We start from the raw sequence: 14,569 nt of genomic DNA, 5'->3' as shown, positions 1-14,569 counted from the left end.
CGATGAGCAGGTGGCGGAAACGGCGGGACGGTCAGGTGCCGTAGGGATGGTCGGCTCTCGCGGTCCGCAGAGCACCGGACCACCATGCCAGCTGGTCGAGCAACGTCTTCGCCGCGGCATTGCAGCCCCGCGGGTCGGTTGGCGCGCCGGATCCGTCAAACCGCTCCCCGGCACCGTGGAAGCTGACGGTGTCCCGGATCGGGACCGCATGCACCTCACTCAGGACCGGCCGCAGGTGCTCGACCGAGCGCAGACCGCCGGCGAGCCCGCCGTACGACACGAAGCCGACCGGTTTGGCCTGCCACTCCTTCCGGTACCAGTCGACCACGTTCTTGAGCGAGGCGGGGTAGCTGTGGTTGTACTCCGGCGTCACGAAGACGAACCCGTCCGCCGCCGCGAGCCGGGGGGTGAGCGCACGAACCGCCACAGGCTCCTCATCCGCGTTGAAGTCCGGCAACTCGTACGGCAGGTTCGCCTCGACGAGGTCGATGAGGTCGAGTTCCATGTCGTCACGCTGCCGGACCTGCGCGGCGAACCAGTTGGCCACCACGGGCCCGAAGCGGCCTTTACGGGTGCTACCAACAAGGATGACGATCTTCAGTGGTTCCACAGACATCGTGCATGGTCCTTCCATCACCAGGGCGGCGAGCAGGTTCTCCGGTGTCCGCGGTGAGCAGCCGGCCACGGCGGACGGCAGTGATCCGGCGCGCTGCCCCACACCGCTGCTACGCCCTCACCGTCGCCCCTGAACCAAGGTTCAAGTCAAGTACCGTGCACCCATGACCGACGTTGCCGTCAACGGGCTCACAGTGGGTGAACTGGCTGAGCGCAGCGGCGTACCCCCATCGGCGCTGCGCTTCTACGAGCGCCAGGGTCTGATCCGCAGTCGCCGCACGTCTGGCAACCAACGGCGATACAGCCGAGACGCGCTGCGCCGCATCGCGTTCATCAAGGCGTCCCAGCGCATCGGCATCCCACTGGCCATGATCCGTGACGTCCTGGCACTGCTACCGGAGAAGCGAACACCTACCGTGGAGGACTGGCAGCGGGTCAGCGACTGCTGGCGTGCCGACCTCGACGCCCGGATGACGCTGATGGCGCAGCTTCGCGACGAACTGCTCGACTGCATCGGATGTGGCTGCCTGTCCCTGGAGCGGTGCGCTCTCGCCAACCCGAACGACGCCCTCGGTAGGGACGGGCCGGGAGCACGTCGACTCCGCGGGACGGCCGATCGTCAGCGGGATGTGACGAACTCCGGGATCGAGAACACCAGGTAGGTGACGAGGCCGGCGGCGTTTCGCGTTCGGTGAGCAGGGTCAGCAGCGACAGCAGGGTGACGGCCGCTGGCCCGGGTCGCGCCAGGACGTGGTGACAGTGAGCTGCTTTCCAATCCGATCGGGGCCCGCCGGGAAGCCGCTCCCGGCGAACAGCTCCGCGTCGAGTTAGCCGAGCAGCAGCGCTCCTAGCTGACCAGGGGACGGACGTCCCAGAGCCAGACGTCGTCCACCCGCTGCGCTGTGCCGAGCAGCGAGGTCATCAGGTCGCGCAGCACCGCCTCCCGGGGGTGGGCGCCGAGCACCACCACCGAGGCCCGCCAGTACCGCAGATCCTCGATCGCCTGTCGCCGCTCGACGTCGGTGATGTTCGGTGTGGCGTTCTTGCCCATCGTGGAGTAGATAAGTCGGGTCGTCGGCCGGTTACCCGCCCCGAAGATCCCTTCCCCCTGCTCGTTGGGGCCGATGAAGTACCCACCGGGAACGGGGAACGCGTGCTGGGTCAGCGCACTCCAGCGCAGCGTGGACAGGCCGTGCACGTTGCTCGGGATCGGCACCGGGACCAGGGTGCGCCCCTCGGGCACGTACGGCCGCCAGCCACCGGCGGTGATGAAGTGCGGTGGGGGCGCCACCGCCTCCACCGGCAGCGGCCGGGGGATCAGCGGCAGCAGGGCCAGCGTGATGGCCGCGTAGCCGACCGGACGTCGCCACCGCAGCAGGAATCGCAGCGGCTGGCCGGAGCGCCGCGTGGGCACGGGGGAGCGGCCGGAGCGCTGCGCCGGCACCGGCGGCCGGCCGGCCCCGGAGACGGCGTCCCACGCGACGGCGAGCAGGATCCCGATCGCGGCGGCCACGATCAGGCTCAGCCGGGTCGGCATCATCATCTCGACCAGTGGCAGCTCCTCCGACACGTACGACCACGGGCCGTCGATGTCGGTCTCGGCGCCGTCGAAGCGGATCGTCGGGCCGAGGGAGGCCACCGTGAACACCACCGTCAGCACCGCCAGGATGCGCGCCACCAGGCTGCGGCGGACCAGTAGCAGGAGGGCCACCACCGCCAGGATCACCAGCGGCCAGCCGAACCAGCTGTTCTGCTCGGTCAGGCCCAGCGTCTGCTCCACCGCCGGGTCCCCGGCCAGGGTGTCCCGGGGGAAGGTGACGTAAGCCTTGAGGTCCTCGCCCCAGCTGTGGAAGATGCCGCCCTGCAGGCCGCGGTAGGACTGCGGGCCGTTGAACTGGAACCAGATCGGGTACGCGGTGAGCAGCAGCGCCAGGCCACCGCCGGTGCCGAGGGCGGCGGCGAAGGTGCCGGCCTGTCGCCAGGCGGCCCCCGGCCGCAGCACCGCGTACGTGGCGACGACGACGAGGCAGGCCAGCGCCGTGAGCAGCAGCATCTCCTCGTTGATGAAGATCTGGTACGCCACCAGCAGGCCGAGCAGGATGCCGTTGCGCCGCCAGCGGCCGGGCTCGCCGAGCCGCAGTACGCGGAGCACGATCAGCGGGAGCAGGAAGTTGGAGACGAAGTTGGGCTGGCCGTTGGCGTGGTGCACGACGCCGGGTGCGAAGCCCAGGAACGCGCCACCGACGAACGCGCCGGCCCGGGAGCGCACCAGGTGCCGGGAGAGCACCCAGTAGGAGGTGCCAGCGGTGGCGGCCAGCGCGGCGCCGAGGTAGAGCACGTACGTCACCTGGGGGCCGACCAGCGCGGTCAGCGGCGCCAGCGGCAGGGTCACCCCGAGGAGTGAGGTGTTCGCCATCATGTTCACCCCGACCGGGGCGTTCTGCCGGGTGGTGAAGAGCGGGTTCTCCAGCTGGAACACCGAGTACGCCCCGTGTGCGAAGAGCCACTCGAACCAGCTGTGGTCGGTCGGCAGGTGGGCGGAGACCCGGTTGGGGATGTCCCCCCAGTGGTTGAGGCAGACCAGTACGCCGAGGGCCAGGTAGGCGCCGATGGCCAGGACGTCGGCGCGGGCGGGACGCCAGCGGGAACGCCGGGTCGGCACTTCCGCCGCAGTGGATGCGGGGCTGCTGGTCTGTGGCACGGAGTCAACCATCGGCGCGGGCACGACGCGCCATCGTACAGGCGGCCCCGGGGTGGAGCTGCCGGCCCCGGTCACTCTCGGTCGCGCACCGGGTCGTCGCTGGCGGTGAAGCACTAGGTTGTCGGGGAGTCAGGCGCGAGGAGGCTGGGATGCGGGTACTGGTTGTCGAGGACGAACGCCACCTCGCCGACGCGATCACACGGGGGTTGCGCAAGCGCGGCATGGCGGTGGATGTCGCGTACGACGGTGACAGCGGGCACGAGATGGCCTTCGTCACCCGGTACGACGTGGTGGTGCTCGACCGGGACCTGCCCGGCGTACCCGGTGATCAGATCTGCGCCGAGCTGGCCGCCTCCGGCACCCTGACCCGGGTGCTGATGTTGACCGCCAGCGGGACGGTCGCCGACCGGGTCGAGGGGCTGCAGTTGGGCGCGGACGACTACCTGCCCAAGCCGTTCGCCTTTGACGAGCTGGTCGCCCGGGTGCAGGCGTTGGGCCGCCGCGCCACCCCGGCCGCTCCGCCGGTGCTGGCGGTGGCCGACCTGGTGCTCGACCCGGCCCGGCGGACGGCCACCCGGGCCGACGTGCCGCTGGACCTGACCAACAAGGAGTTCGGTGTGCTGCACGAACTGGTCAAGGCCGGCGGCGCGGTGGTCTCCAGCGAGGAGCTGCTGGAACGGGTCTGGGACGCGAACACCGACCCGTTCACGACCATCGTCCGGGTCACCGTGCGCACGCTGCGCCGTAAGCTCGGCGACCCACCGCTGATCGAGACCGTGGTCGGCGCCGGCTACCGCGTGACCGGGGCGCCGGCGTGACCGCGGGCCGTGGCATGCGGCCCACCCTGCGCCTGCGGTTGACCCTGCTCAACGGGTTACTGCTGGTGGGCGCCGGGGTGATCCTGGTGCTGCTGGCCTGGCTGCTGGTACGCGACGCGCTGCGCCCGACCGACGAGCTGCTGCCCGGGACGACGGTGGTGCTGGCCGACGGGCGCTTCCTGGACGCCGCCGAGTGGCAGCGGCAGGTGGGCGATACGGCGAGCCGGGAACTGTTGGCCAAGGGGCTGGCGGCGCTGCTGGCGATCAGCGTGGTCGGGGTGGCCGGTGGGTACCTGGTCGCGGGCCGGGCCCTGCGCCCGCTCTACCAGGTCACCGCCACCGCCCGACGGCTCGGCGAGACCACCCTTGATCAGCGGATCGGCTACTCGGGTGCGGATGATGAGGTGGCCGAGCTGGCGCAGACCTTCGACGCGATGCTGGACCGGATCGCGGTCGCCTTCGACGCGCAGAAGCGCTTCGTCGCCAACGCCTCACATGAGCTGCGTACCCCGCTCGCCGTGATGCGTACCGAGATTGACGTGACGCTCAGCGACGACGAGGCGGACACCGCCGAGTACCGCCGCATGTCCACTGTGGTTCGGGATGCCTCGGAGCGGGCCAACGGCCTGGTGGACGCGCTGTTGGTGCTGGCCCGCAGTGAGGCGCAGGCCGGCCATCGCCTCGCCCGGCGAACGGAGTGCGACCTGGCCGCCGGCACCGCCAACGCGCTGACGGCGGTACGCCGGGAGGTGGAGCGGATCGGTCTGCGGGTGGAGACCTCACTGGAGCCGGCACCGGTGGTCGGCGACCCCGGGCTGCTCGACCGGCTCGCCGGGAACCTGGTCGAGAACGCGGTGCGCTACAACCATCTGCACGGCCGGCTCTGGGTCCGGACCGGTTCGGATGGCCGGCGGTCCTGGCTGGTGGTGGGCAACACCGGCTTCGAGGTGGACCAGGCCGATGTGCCGGGGCTGTTCGAGCCGTTCCGGCGGGGTGGCCGGGAACGGACCGGCGCCCGCGGTTCCGGTCTGGGGCTCTCCATCGTCCGGGCCGTCTGCGACGCGCACGGGGGCGTGGTGAAGGCGATCGCGCAGCCGGGCGGTGGCTTGGAGGTGACGGTGACGCTGCCGGCAGCAGACGGGCCGGGCCCCGCCGCGACGCGGTGACTCCGAGTCGGGTCGCCCGAGCGCGTGGGGCGCCTTCCAACCCGCCAAGAGCTGGAGGCCGCCGGGACCTCAGGTGCGCCGTCGGCTTTCGTTCGACTATCGGTCGTCGGTATTCAGCGTGGCGACGCGGGCGAGCAGATATCGCCGCTCCGCCTCGCTTGTTGTCCTGGTCGCTGCTTCCAGGTAGTGCGTGATCGCTCGGTCGCGGTCACCTGCCATCTCCCGTAGGTGCCCGCGGACCGCGTCCAGACGGTGGTTGCCAGCGAGCTTGTCGTCGAGCCCTGCCAACGCCCTGAGCCCGGCGGCCGGGCCATGCACCATAGCGGCGGCGACCGCCCGGTTCAACGTCACCAGTGGGTTCGCCGACACCCGGGCGAGCAGGCCGTAGAGTGCCAGGATCTGCTGCCAGTCGGTGTCCTCGGCCGTCTTCGCCTCGTCGTGGACTGCGGCGATCGCCGCAAGCAACTGGTAGTAGCCGACCGTGCCGCGCGGCAATGTGGCGGAGATCAGGGCCACGCCCTCGCCGATCATGTCCTGGTTCCACAGCGTCCGGTCCTGACGATCCAGCGGCACCAACTCGCCATGCCCGCCGGTGCGCGCCGGGCGACGGGCGTCAGTGAGCAGCATCAGCGCCAGCAGCCCAGCTACCTCCTCGTGGTCGGGCAGGCTCGCGTGCAGCATCCGGGTAAGGCGCACCGCCTCGGTGCACAGATCGGTGCGGGTCACCTTGGGCCCGTTACTGGTGGCGTACCCCTCGTTGAACATCAGGTAGAGCACATGCTCGACCGCGCGTAGCCGATCGGGAAGCTCGGCCGCGTTGGGTAGCACGAACGGCAGCCCGGAGCTGCGGATGCGCTGCTTGGCGCGGGTGATGCGCTTGCCCATCGCTGGTTCGGGTACCAGGAACGCGCGTGCGATCTCGGCGGTTGTCAGACCACCGACGGCGCGCAGGGTCAGCGGGATGGCCGCGCTCGCGGGCAGAGTTGGATGGCAGCACAGCAACAGCAGCGTAAGCGAGTCGTCGGTACCCGAGACCTCCGGCGCGACGGCTGGATTGCGCGCGGCGGCGAACGCTTCCCGTCGGTGGCGGGCGGCCTCACTGCGCCGAAGGTCGGCCAGTTTGCGGAACGCGACGGCAAGCAGCCAGCCGCGTGGATTGGCCGGTACGCCGTCAGCCGGCCACTGCACGGCAGCCGCCAGCAGAGCCTCCTGCACGGCGTCCTCAGCGTCAGCGAAGTCGCCGTGCCGGCGTACGAGTATGCCGAGGACCTGCGGCGCCAGTTGGCGCAGCAGGTCCTCGACGCCAGGCTCGCCGGTCACAGCTCCGGGTCGGCTCCCCGCATCACCGCGCGGACCTCGATCGGACGCCGGGTCGGCTTGCCACCTGCCCCGGGAGCCGCCGAGGTACGGGCCGCGATCTCGATGGCGCGCTCCTCGCTGTCGACGTCAACCAGCCAGTAGCCGGCCAGGAACTCCTTCATCTCCGCAAATGGTCCGTCCGTGACGACCGGGGCGTCTCCGCCGCTGATCACAATCTTTGCCGTGTGCGGGTCAGCCAGCCCCGCAGCGCCCAGCAGCTCACCGGAGTCGACCAGCTCCTGCATGATCTGGCCCATATGAGCGCCGCTGGCCTGCATGTCCTCGGCTGTGCACGTCTCGATCGCCGGCTCATTGCCCGCCGCGGGGTGGTTCATCAACAGCATGTACTTCATCTGGTGCTCCTTCAGGCCCGCGCCCAGCTCGGCGCTTCTACCCTACGGTCGGAACCGAATTCCGATCTTGGACACCCGGATCTGGACACCACTGAAGCGACCCTTTCTCGTACTGCCGTTGGCCGGGTTGACCGGTGGGGCCGAACAAGGTGCTGGCACCCCGCGGTGTCGCCAGGCGCGGGCGAAGGTCCGAGATTGGGCGGGGCCAGTTGCTGGCTTGGGCGTGGGATGAGGCGGAGGTCGTCCGCGAAGAACCTCGGTGCCGGCTTGGTCAGCCCATCCGGCGAGGGAGACATTTACGAGATTGGGTGGTGGCAGGTAGTGCACTTCTCCCTGCCATTTTTAACATATAGCACGATGGGGGTCTTGCCGCAAGACCCGGGTATTGCCGCAGAATCGTCGGTCGAAGCCAGGACCTGCAGATATCGGGGGTTCGCGAAACGTGCGTGTTCGCGGGTGCGACACCAATTCCGGCGGGGCCGCTGGCGGAGACGAAGATGCCGACGAATGGGGATGCGATTCATGTTTGACGTGATCATTGTCGGGGGCGGGCCGACCGGCATGATGTTGGCCGGTGAGCTACGGCTGCACGGGGTGCAGGTGGTGGTGCTGGAGCGGGACAACGAGCCGCCGGTGATTGTTCGCTCGCTCGGGCTGCACGTGCGCAGTATCGAGGTGCTGGACCAGCGCGGCCTGCTGGAGCGCTTCCTCGCGAACGGCCAGCAGTACCGGGTTGGTGGCTACTTCGCCGGCATCAGCAAGCCGTGGCCCGACACCATGGACACCGCACACGGGTACATCCTCGGCATCCCGCAGACCAGCACCGAACGACTCCTCGCCGCGCACGCCGCCGAGGCCGGCGCGGACATCCTGCGCGGCACCGAACTCGTCGGCCTCAGCCAGGACGAGGAATCGGTCACCGCGGAACTCGCCGACGGCACCCAGCTTCGTTCCCGCTACCTCGTCGGCTGCGACGGCGGCCGCAGCACGGTCCGCAAGCTGCTCGGCGTGGACTTCCCCGGCGAGCCCACCCGGTTCGAGACGTTGCTGGGCGTCATGGAGCTGACCGCGGCACCGGAGGAGGTCACCGCGGTGACGACCGAGGTCCGCAAGACGCAGCTCCGGTTCGGTGCCGGCCCGGTCGGCGACGGGGAGGGGCTGTACCGGGTCGTTGTGCCCGCCGCCGGGGTGACCGAGGACCGCACGACCCCGCCGACCTTCGAGGAATTCCAGCAGCAACTGCGGGTGACCGCCGGCACCGACCTCGGGGTGCACTCACCGCGCTGGCTGTCCCGGTTCGGGGACGCCACCCGGCTCGCCGAGCGCTACCGGGTCGGCCGGGTGCTGCTGGCCGGCGATGCCGCGCACATCCACCCGCCACTCGGTGGACAGGGGCTCAACCTCGGCATCCAGGATGCGTTCAACCTCGGCTGGAAGCTCGCCGCGGAGATCGGCGGCTGGGCACCGGGCGGGCTGCTGGACAGCTACCACGCGGAGCGGCACCCGGTGGCCGCAGCCGTACTGGAGAACACCCGCGCGCAGACAGAGCTGATCACCCTCGAGCCGGGCCCCCAGGCCGTACGCGGGGTGGTGGCGGAGCTGATGGACTTCGAGGAGGTGAACCGCTACCTGATCGAGAAGGTCACCGCGATCTCGGTCCGGTACGACTTCGGCGAGGGGCACCACCTGCTCGGCCGGCGGTTGCGCGATGTGGAGCTGAAGCAGGGGCGCCTCTACGGCCTGATGCACCGCGGCCGGGGAATGGTGCTCGACCAGACCGGCCGGCTGTCGGTGGCCGGCTGGGCCGACCGGGTCGACCACGTGGTGGACGTCAGCCCGGAACTGGACGTGCCCGCGCTGCTGCTGCGGCCGGACGGCCACGTGGCGTGGGTTGGCGACGATCGGGAGGAGCTGGGCACCCAGCTGCGGCGGTGGTTCGGCGAGCCGTCGGCGCAACTCGGTTGATCGACTGACTGGGAACGGGTAGAAACCCTCTATGTCGACATCCTTGCATAACGTCTGTTTCGACGCCGTTGACCCGTACCAGCTGGCCACCTTCTGGAGCCAGGTCCTGGATCAGCCGATTGCCGCCGAGTGTGCGCCGGGCCTGGAAGAGGCGTACCTCGATGCGGTTGGCGGGTCGAGCCTGTGCTTCCAGCGGGTACCGGAGAGCAAGGTCGGAAAGAACCGGGTCCATGTCTGCCTCACCCCTGAGCTCACGCGGGACGAGGAGGTCAACCGGGTCCTGACGTTGGGGGCGAGGTTCGTCAGCGACCACCGGAACCCGGACGGCACCGGATGGGCGGTGCTGGCCGACCCGGAGGGCAACGAGTTCTGCGTCCTACGCAGCAATGCTGAGCGGGCCGGCTAGAAACGCTCGACCAGGGGCAAAGCGGCCGTGGCGCAGAGCGCGGCCGCGGGCAGCCAACCCCACCACAGCTTCGACCGGTGCCGGCGGAACCAACCGGCCACCAGGCATCCCACCGCCCCCGCCCACAAGGTGAAGGTCACGAGCCACAGCGCCGGCCGGTCGTTGTACGTGAGATCCGGTAGGAACCAGAGGAGTAGGTAGGCGTACAGCGTCAGCAGCGGTAGCAGCACGACCGCCAGGACGATCACGGTCGCGGTGCGAACCCAGGCCCAGCGCATGCCGGGCTTTCTATCGGATCGCGTTCACACCGTCAATGGTCGGTAGTTGTCGTGAGTCAGGCCGCCGCCGCGAAATTGGTGTCGCGACGTCGTCTCCCCACGCCTAGGGTGGGCTGATGCCGTCGGTCAAGCAGGTCCAAATCACCTTCGACTGCGCGGAGCCGGAGCGGGTGGCACGGTTCTGGTGCGAGGCACTGGGGTACGTCGTGCCGTCGCCCCCGCCGGGCTTCGCCACCTGGGACGACTTCGGACGCACCCTGCCGCCGGAACGTCAGGGTTCGGCGTTCGCCTGCCTTGATCCCTCCGGTGTGGGTCCGCGCCTGTTCTTTCAGCGCGTTCCGGAGGGGAAGGCGGTGAAGAATCGGCTGCACCTTGACGTGCGGGTTGGCACCGGGCTTGTTGGTGCCGAGCGGGTGGCCGCCCTCGAGGCTGAGTGCGCCCGGCTGGTCGCGCTCGGCGCGGTACGTGTGCGACTCCTGACCGCCGACGGCTACAACGAGTCGTGCCTGGTGATGCAGGATGTCGAGGGCAACGAGTTCTGCCTCGACTGACGCCCCTGCCGCCCCGCTGGTGCCGCCACGCAAATTTCCCCCTGACGTAGGCGAAATCGTTAGGGGTGGCGGTGTGCAGCTGCCGCAGCCCTCAAGCCGTGCTAGCCGGACTCGCCGAAGATGCGGGGCCAGCCGTTCGATCGCCGCGCTGATCTGGGTCAGGTCGTAGGTGCCGTCCAGGCCGGAGGGGATATCGACCGCGAGGAGGTGCACATCGCCGAAGCCGGCTGCCGCCGCGAAGTCGGTGGTGAAGCGAAGTCTTCCGGTGTCGATGTTGCGGGCCAGCAGCACATCGAGGAAGCGGCCTGGGTCCAGCTGGCCATGTCTCCACCCAGCTGGCCATGTCTCCACCCAGCCGGAGCGGTCCCCACTCAGCCGGAGCGTGACAGTACCCTGACCGTATGCCGGTAGCCGCAGCGTTGCGTGATCTGCTGCGGGCGGTCGCCACCGGCCACGACCCGAAGCCGGGGGGAGCTGCCCGGTCGGGTCGGACTCGTCGGTTGGCGCGGCTGCGCCCGTATCTGCGGGTGCTGGCGCCGCTGGTCGCGTTCCTGCTGTGGCTCCTCGCGATGGCGGGCCTCGCGCCGTACCAGGTTGGCCGACTCGAGACGATCCTCCTCGCCGCCCTGACCGCGGCACCGGTGGCCCTGATGCCCCGCCGGGCGCTGCCGGCGTGGCGGGTGGCAGCGGTGGCCACCCTGGTCAGTGGCGTCAACGGACTACACGAAGCTGGTGCCCCCTGGCCCGGCAACCCAGTATTGATTGGGGTCTACCTCGCCGTGCTTGTCGTGGTCGGCTACCGCCATCCGCTGGGGGTGCTGTTCTGGGTCTGGGCGTTCAGCATCGCGATGTCTCTGCTGTTTCTCGGCCCGGGCGTCGGCTACGGCAGCATGCTGCTGGTCAGCGGCGTCCTGGGGGTGGGGCATCTGCTGGGCCGGTGGGCGCAGGTGCGCACCGGCCTGGCCGTCGAGCAGGAACGGGGTGCGATGCTGACCGAGCGCGCGCGCATCGCCCGCGAGCTGCATGACGTCGTCGCCCACCACATGTCCCTCATCGCGGTGCGGTCGGAGACCGCCGCCTACCGCCTGAACGAGCTTTCGCCAGCGGCGCGCGCGGAGTTCACCGAGATCGCGGAGTCATCCCGGGAAGCGCTCACCGAGATGCGGCGGCTGCTGGGCGTACTGCGTGCCCCGCAGGAGCAGCCGTCGACGGCGCCGCAGCCCGGCCTCGCGGATCTGGACGCGCTCGTGGCGGGCGCGCGGGCAGCCGGAACCCCAGTCACGGTATCGGTGCAGGGCATGATCACCGGTGTGCCGGATTCGGTGGGGCTCTCCGCCTACCGGATCGTGCAGGAAGCGCTCTCGAACGTGGCTCGACATGCTCCGGGTGCGCCCACTGACCTCACCCTGCATCGGAACCAGCATGAGTTGATCATCCGGGTCCGCAACGCGGTCAAGGTGGACCCCAACGGCCGCCCGGTGCCCCCTCCGGCCGCCGCGCTGACCGGCGCGAGCGGCAGCCACGGCCTGCTCGGGATGCGCGAGCGGGTGGCCATGCTGCACGGCAGCATGCGCGCCGACCAGACCGACGACGGTGGATTCGAGGTGCGGGCGACGTTGCCCCTGGAGAGTCAGTCATGATCAAGGTGTTGCTCGTTGACGACCAGGCGATGGTCCGGGAGGGGTTCGGTGCGCTGCTCACCGCCCAGGAGGACATGGTGGTGGTGGCGGACGCCGCCGACGGTGAGCAGGCGGTCGCCGCCGCGCGCCGGTACGACCCCGACGTCATCCTGATGGACATTCGGATGCCGACAATGGACGGGCTGACCGCGACGCGTCAGATCCTGGCGGCGCCGCCCGGTGGGCGCCGGCCGCGGGTACTCATGCTGACCACCTTCGACCTGGACGACTACGTGTTCGAGGCGCTGCGGGCCGGCGCCAGCGGGTTCCTGCTGAAGGACGCGCCCGCCGCCGAACTTATGCACGCGGTACGCGTGATCGCCGCGGGCGACGCACTGCTCGCTCCCTCGGTCACCCGCCGGCTCATCGCGGACTATGCGAGCCGAGCCCGGCCACGGCGAGCCGAACCGGATTCGCTCAACACCCTCACTCGACGCGAGGCGGAAGTGCTGCGGCTGATCGCGCGCGGACTGTCGAACCAGGAAATCGCGGCGGAGCTGGTGCTCGCCGAGCAAACCGTCAAGACTCACGTCAGCCGCGTACTGATGAAGCTGAACCTACGAGACCGGGCGCAGGCGGTGGTCTACGCCTACGAAAGCGGCATGATCAACCCGGGGGAGTAGTACCGGCGTACCGGTCCGGGTTAGCGCTCGCGGGTGACGCCGCCGGGGGCGGTCACCACCTAGCGTCGCCGCCATGAAGCGATGGTTGCTGCGGCTGCTCGTCACGGCGTTGCTGGCCGCCGCGTGTCCGGCCCCGAGCCCGGCGGCTGGTCCGCCGGCGGTACGAACCGTGGGCGATCTGCAGGTCGCGGACCGGATTGTCGTGCTGGTGCCCGGTGCAGCCACCACACCGGAGAACCTCGACCGGGGGCACGGGGGCGTGCTGCGGCGCTCGCCGCACTGGCAGGCCCGGCAGCTGCACGCCGCGTGTGGCGGGCGGGTTGCGGTGGTGGCCTGGCTCGGCTACGAGCCGCCCGGCGGCATCGACCTCGCCGCGGTCCGGTCGGAGCGCGCGAGGGCCGGAGCGACGGCCCTGACCGAGTACGTCCGGCAGCTCGCCACGGCCCGGCCGGACACGGCGATAGCGGTGATCGGGCACAGCTACGGCTCCCTGGTGCTCGCCTACGCCGCGGCCCGGCTGCCCGTTCAGGTCACCGATCTCGTGGTACTGGGAAGCCCCGGCCTCGATGTCGGTGCGGCCGAACAGCTGGATACCGAGGCGCGGCTCTGGGCGGGCAGCGCCGACGACGACTGGATTCGGCGAATCCCCGAGGTGCGGGTCCTTGGCCTCGGTCACGGGGTGGATCCGAGCCGGCGCTCGTTCGGCGCGCGGAACCTGGATGTCACGGGCGCCGAAGGTCACGACGGATACTTCCTGCCCGGCACCACCGCACTGGAGAGTCTCGCTGCCGTGGCGTTGGGGACATCATGACCGCGAGATCGCTTCCCGCCCGCCTTGAAGCGGCCACCCCGGCCGGCCGGGACCGGTCCATCGACGTGCTACGAGCCTTAGCTGTCGCCGGCGTGGTGCTCGGCCACTGGCTGGTGACCGCCTTCGTGGTCGCCGAGTCAGGGCTGAGGGTGGCCAGCCCGCTGACGTACCTGCCCGGCCTCACCCCACTCTCCTGGCTGTTGCAGACCCTCGCGGTCTTCTTCTTCGTCGGTGGGTTCGCCGCGGCGGGTGGACTGCCGAGGGCGGGAAGCTACCTCGGGTGGCTGCTGGCGCGGATGGCCCGGCTCTTCCGTCCGGTGCTGGCTTTCCTCGCCCTCTGGGCGGTGGTGGCCCTGGTCTGGATGCCAGCCGTCGGCGCAGAGTCAGCGCGGACCGTCCGGGTCATCGTGCTCAGCCCACTGTGGTTCGTCGTGGTGTACGCCGGGCTCATCGCCGTGACCCCGCTCGTGTGGAACCGGCCCGTCCGGGTCGTCGTGCCGCTGGTGGCGGCGGTCGCCGCGATCGACGTGGCGCGGTTCGGGCTCGGCGGCCCGGCCTGGCTCGGTTGGGTGAACGTGGGGACCGCCTGGCTCGTACCCTTCTGTCTCGGGGTTGCCTGCGTCCGCGGTACCCGGCTACCAGCGGTCGGGCTGCTTCTCGGCGGAATCGCGGCCACCGCCGTGTTGGTGCGCTGGTTCGACTATCCCGCCAGCCTGGTCGGTGTGCCAGGTCAGGGTCGGTCAAACCTCAACCCGCCCACCCTCGTCGCGGTGAGCTTCGGTCTGGCCCAGGTGGGGCTCGCCCTGCTGTTACGTGGGCCGCTGACCCGGCTCGCCCACCGGCGGCTGGCCTGGGCGGTCGTGGCGGGGACGAATCTGTGGGCCATGCGGATCTTCTTGTGGCACCAGACCGCGTTGGTGGCGGTGACACTCTTCGCCCTGGGCTCCGCCCCACTGCCCGGACTGCACACCGCGCCCGACTCGTGGTGGTGGCTCCTCGCCCGCCTCCGCTGGCTGCCCGTCTTCATAGTTGTCCTGCTGGGCGGGCTGTGGCTGGGTGCCCGGATCGGCCCGGCCGGTCATCCCCGAAAGGGCCGCTCGGTCCCACTCCGGCCGGGAGCGTGACAGCGAATAGCCGATGGATGGCCATTGCCGCAAGAGGCCGGCGTGGTTGCGTTCCCCGGCGAAAGCCGGAATGTTCTTCGGCGGGGGAGTTCCCACCGAGCAGGTAAAGTGCCAGAGTTC

15 protein-coding genes and 1 pseudogene are annotated in these 14,569 nt (G+C 70.2%); 10 read left to right on the top strand and 6 right to left on the bottom strand.

Annotation, left to right across the window (positions count from 1 at the left end; all coding sequences use genetic code 11):
* Nucleotides 1-31: 31 nt before the first annotated feature.
* Nucleotides 32-616, bottom strand: coding sequence for an NADPH-dependent FMN reductase (locus T398_RS02250; protein WP_496443972.1), 585 nt, complete (start codon nucleotides 614-616; stop codon nucleotides 32-34).
* A gap of 163 nt (nucleotides 617-779) precedes the next feature.
* On the opposite strand from T398_RS02250, the gene soxR reads away from it, so the two are divergent.
* Nucleotides 780-1,277: a redox-sensitive transcriptional activator SoxR gene (gene soxR / locus T398_RS02245; protein WP_496443970.1), complete on the top strand. Its 498-nt coding sequence runs from the start codon at nucleotides 780-782 to the stop codon at nucleotides 1,275-1,277.
* 185 nt (nucleotides 1,278-1,462) lie between these two features.
* Here soxR and T398_RS02240 read toward each other — a convergent pair whose 3' ends face one another.
* Nucleotides 1,463-3,328, bottom strand: a complete 1,866-nt coding sequence (locus T398_RS02240) for a DUF6311 domain-containing protein (protein ID WP_496444085.1) — start codon at nucleotides 3,326-3,328, stop codon at nucleotides 1,463-1,465.
* Between the two features lie 137 nt (nucleotides 3,329-3,465).
* On the opposite strand from T398_RS02240, the gene T398_RS02235 reads away from it, so the two are divergent.
* The gene (locus T398_RS02235) at nucleotides 3,466-4,134 is read left to right on the top strand and encodes a response regulator transcription factor (RefSeq protein ID WP_496443968.1); all 669 of its coding nucleotides are present in this window, start codon (nucleotides 3,466-3,468) and stop codon (nucleotides 4,132-4,134) included.
* Nucleotides 4,131-5,300 (top strand): sensor histidine kinase, encoded by a 1,170-nt coding sequence (locus T398_RS02230; protein WP_496443966.1) that lies wholly within the window; start codon nucleotides 4,131-4,133, stop codon nucleotides 5,298-5,300. The genes T398_RS02235 and T398_RS02230 overlap by 4 nt, the downstream gene beginning before the upstream one ends.
* Nucleotides 5,301-5,396: 96 nt before the next feature.
* Here T398_RS02230 and T398_RS02225 read toward each other — a convergent pair whose 3' ends face one another.
* Both T398_RS02225 and T398_RS02220 read right to left on the bottom strand, forming a co-directional pair.
* Nucleotides 5,397-6,620 carry an RNA polymerase sigma factor gene (locus T398_RS02225; protein WP_496443964.1) on the bottom strand — a complete coding sequence of 408 codons (1,224 nt, stop codon included), beginning with the start codon at nucleotides 6,618-6,620 and terminating at the stop codon, nucleotides 5,397-5,399.
* On the bottom strand, nucleotides 6,617-7,012 hold the full coding sequence (locus tag T398_RS02220; protein ID WP_496443962.1) for a YciI family protein: 396 nt from the start codon (nucleotides 7,010-7,012) through the stop codon (nucleotides 6,617-6,619). Before T398_RS02220 ends, T398_RS02225 begins: the two co-directional genes overlap by 4 nt.
* A 522-nt stretch (nucleotides 7,013-7,534) precedes the next feature.
* Between T398_RS02220 and rox the strand changes: the two genes are divergently transcribed.
* Both rox and T398_RS02210 read left to right on the top strand, forming a co-directional pair.
* Entirely contained in the window at nucleotides 7,535-8,977 is a 1,443-nt protein-coding gene (gene rox, locus T398_RS02215; RefSeq protein WP_496443960.1) for a rifampin monooxygenase, read from the top strand.
* Nucleotides 8,978-9,008: 31 nt separating this feature from the next.
* Entirely contained in the window at nucleotides 9,009-9,383 is a 375-nt protein-coding gene (locus tag T398_RS02210) for a VOC family protein (protein ID WP_496443958.1), read from the top strand.
* Here T398_RS02210 and T398_RS02205 read toward each other — a convergent pair.
* Nucleotides 9,380-9,661: a hypothetical protein gene (locus T398_RS02205; protein ID WP_496443956.1), complete on the bottom strand. Its 282-nt coding sequence runs from the start codon at nucleotides 9,659-9,661 to the stop codon at nucleotides 9,380-9,382. The two genes, T398_RS02210 and T398_RS02205, sit on opposite strands and share 4 nt — an antisense overlap.
* Nucleotides 9,662-9,777: 116 nt before the next feature.
* On the opposite strand from T398_RS02205, the gene T398_RS02200 reads away from it, so the two are divergent.
* Complete coding sequence (locus T398_RS02200; protein WP_018833857.1) at nucleotides 9,778-10,212, top strand: VOC family protein; 435 nt, start codon at nucleotides 9,778-9,780, stop codon at nucleotides 10,210-10,212.
* A gap of 111 nt (nucleotides 10,213-10,323) precedes the next feature.
* Here the strand turns inward: T398_RS02200 and T398_RS02195 are convergent.
* A pseudogene (locus T398_RS02195) lies at nucleotides 10,324-10,563 on the bottom strand (UDP-glucose 6-dehydrogenase); the annotation flags it as partial.
* A 50-nt stretch (nucleotides 10,564-10,613) separates the two neighbouring features.
* On the opposite strand from T398_RS02195, the gene T398_RS02190 reads away from it, so the two are divergent.
* The 4 genes from T398_RS02190 to T398_RS02175 all read left to right on the top strand — a co-directional run bounded on the left by T398_RS02190 (nucleotide 10,614) and on the right by T398_RS02175 (nucleotide 14,449).
* Nucleotides 10,614-11,852 carry a sensor histidine kinase gene (locus T398_RS02190; RefSeq protein WP_496443953.1) on the top strand — a complete coding sequence of 413 codons (1,239 nt, stop codon included), beginning with the start codon at nucleotides 10,614-10,616 and terminating at the stop codon, nucleotides 11,850-11,852.
* Nucleotides 11,849-12,514: a response regulator gene (locus T398_RS02185; RefSeq protein WP_496443951.1), complete on the top strand. Its 666-nt coding sequence runs from the start codon at nucleotides 11,849-11,851 to the stop codon at nucleotides 12,512-12,514. The genes T398_RS02190 and T398_RS02185 overlap by 4 nt, the downstream gene beginning before the upstream one ends.
* Before the next feature lie 73 nt (nucleotides 12,515-12,587).
* Nucleotides 12,588-13,325 carry an alpha/beta hydrolase gene (locus T398_RS02180; protein ID WP_496443949.1) on the top strand — a complete coding sequence of 246 codons (738 nt, stop codon included), beginning with the start codon at nucleotides 12,588-12,590 and terminating at the stop codon, nucleotides 13,323-13,325.
* Nucleotides 13,322-14,449, top strand: coding sequence for an acyltransferase family protein (locus tag T398_RS02175; protein WP_496443947.1), 1,128 nt, complete (start codon nucleotides 13,322-13,324; stop codon nucleotides 14,447-14,449). Before T398_RS02180 ends, T398_RS02175 begins: the two co-directional genes overlap by 4 nt.
* Nucleotides 14,450-14,569 lie beyond the last annotated feature (120 nt).

This window comes from Salinispora goodfellowii (genome assembly GCF_059570675.1).
Note: the sequence above shows the minus strand (reverse complement) of the source record. Positions and strands in the feature narration are given on the sequence as shown.

Bases quoted from the DNA above. Each gene is read 5' to 3' on its own strand.
- T398_RS02185 (WP_496443951.1), top strand. From the start codon at position 11,849: ATGATCAAGGTGTTGCTCGTTGACGACCAGGCGATGGTCCGGGAGGGG.
- T398_RS02210 (WP_496443958.1), top strand. From the start codon at position 9,009: ATGTCGACATCCTTGCATAACGTCTGTTTCGACGCCGTTGACCCGTAC.
- T398_RS02175 (WP_496443947.1), top strand. From the start codon at position 13,322: ATGACCGCGAGATCGCTTCCCGCCCGCCTTGAAGCGGCCACCCCGGCC.
- T398_RS02240 (WP_496444085.1), bottom strand. From the start codon at position 3,328: ATGGTTGACTCCGTGCCACAGACCAGCAGCCCCGCATCCACTGCGGCG.
- soxR (WP_496443970.1), top strand. From the start codon at position 780: ATGACCGACGTTGCCGTCAACGGGCTCACAGTGGGTGAACTGGCTGAG.
- T398_RS02180 (WP_496443949.1), top strand. From the start codon at position 12,588: ATGAAGCGATGGTTGCTGCGGCTGCTCGTCACGGCGTTGCTGGCCGCC.
- T398_RS02190 (WP_496443953.1), top strand. From the start codon at position 10,614: ATGCCGGTAGCCGCAGCGTTGCGTGATCTGCTGCGGGCGGTCGCCACC.
- T398_RS02235 (WP_496443968.1), top strand. From the start codon at position 3,466: ATGCGGGTACTGGTTGTCGAGGACGAACGCCACCTCGCCGACGCGATC.
- T398_RS02220 (WP_496443962.1), bottom strand. From the start codon at position 7,012: ATGAAGTACATGCTGTTGATGAACCACCCCGCGGCGGGCAATGAGCCG.
- T398_RS02200 (WP_018833857.1), top strand. From the start codon at position 9,778: ATGCCGTCGGTCAAGCAGGTCCAAATCACCTTCGACTGCGCGGAGCCG.
- T398_RS02250 (WP_496443972.1), bottom strand. From the start codon at position 616: ATGTCTGTGGAACCACTGAAGATCGTCATCCTTGTTGGTAGCACCCGT.
- T398_RS02205 (WP_496443956.1), bottom strand. From the start codon at position 9,661: ATGCGCTGGGCCTGGGTTCGCACCGCGACCGTGATCGTCCTGGCGGTC.
- rox (WP_496443960.1), top strand. From the start codon at position 7,535: ATGTTTGACGTGATCATTGTCGGGGGCGGGCCGACCGGCATGATGTTG.